Genomic DNA, 1,422 nt, shown 5'->3' with positions numbered 1-1,422 from the left:
GCTTAATTGCAGTGGCCACTTTAGCGGGAACACTCCAGAACACTGCGACGATGGCGGTGGCCCACGGCCATGTTTCGGGAATCTTCACGCGCCGCCGCCGGCCACTACGGACCAGTCGGGCTGCCACGTGAAGGAAGCGGTAGCGCAGCGCTTTGGGCTCGCACAAGGCCAGAACTGCGGCGTCGCCGGTGCAGGCCAGCATCCGAGTCCACGCCACCAGATCTGCGGCGATCATCACCGCCACCAGCCAAGCCTGGTTGAGAGCGAACTCCCGCGAGGGAAGCCTGCCCAGGCCGGTGTCTTTGGCGTGGCGGATGCGGTCCTCGACCCGGGCGTGAGCCCGATGCCTGGCTTCAAGAAACTGCAGCTGGCCGGTGGCGGTGTTGGTGACAAAAGCCTGGTAGCGCCATCCATCGATCTCCTCGAACATCGACAACTGGGCGCCGGGGTGGGGCCGCTCGCGGCGTACGATCACCCGCATCCCGTCTGGCCACTTTGCGAGCATCCCGGGAGCGAGGAACCCGGTCAGCTCCGCGATGTCGGCCCCGTCGCGGATGTCCCCGTTGGGGTTGAGCGCTGGTCCCCACGCGGCTTCGGGGCAGGTCGCGATGGCCCGGCGAATCGGGGCAGTGATAGCGAAGCCGACCGAGTACTCCACCTGTCGACCACGAACGCGGTTCTGCTCGGTGATCCACTCCAGCAAGTCGTGGGAGGCGCCGGCACCGTCGGAGCGGATCAGCAGATCACGCCGATGACTGGCGGGGATCTGCGCGATGGCCTGGCCCAGGACGTCGATGTGGTCGGCAGCGGTGTTCGACCCGGCGTTGCCCGGGCGCAAGCTCGCGGCGAGAAACTCTTCTGTGTTGTCGCACCACACGCCGATCGGGTGGTACCCGAACGTGCGCTTATATGTCGGAGCTGCATGTTCCTTCTCGCTGTGGGTGACCACGATGGTGGCATCCACATCGAGCACGACCGTCGATCCCAGATCCCGCCCCGCACACGCCGATGCGGGTACTCCGCCGGGCAGTTGGGACCACACGTGCCGCCGCGTGCGGGCACGCGCGACCTGGATCTTCTTGCGCTTGCCGGCAGTGACCTCATCGAGTGTGCGCCACACCGTCGGCGCCGAGGCGACCGGGCCCAGGGCCCCGGATTGGTGGCGCAGGACGCCGATGTCGGAGATGGACTCGCCGCCATCGGCGAGCATCACCGCGGTGTCGATCAGCACACGGCCGCGGTCGTGGATCGGGATGAATTGTCGGCGAGCCATGGCCCCTGACAGCTCGGCGGTCAGACCGACCTGATCAGCCAGAAGTCGAGGCACGATGGCCCCGGCGTGGGCGATCACCCCGACACCATCAGCAGTAACGGACAGACCGGCCGACCACGAAGTACGCTTCACCTACCGAGTGCTTTCTG

1 pseudogene is annotated in these 1,422 nt (G+C 66.8%); it reads right to left on the bottom strand.

Going from position 1 to position 1,422, the window contains the following annotated elements:
- Window positions 1–1,422: pseudogene (locus G6030_RS08930) on the bottom strand (IS1380 family transposase); the annotation flags it as partial.

It is taken from the genome of Dietzia sp. E1 (assembly GCF_014145015.1).
GTDB lineage: Bacteria > Actinomycetota > Actinomycetes > Mycobacteriales > Mycobacteriaceae > Dietzia > Dietzia cinnamea_A.
Note: the sequence above shows the minus strand (reverse complement) of the source record. Positions and strands in the feature narration are given on the sequence as shown.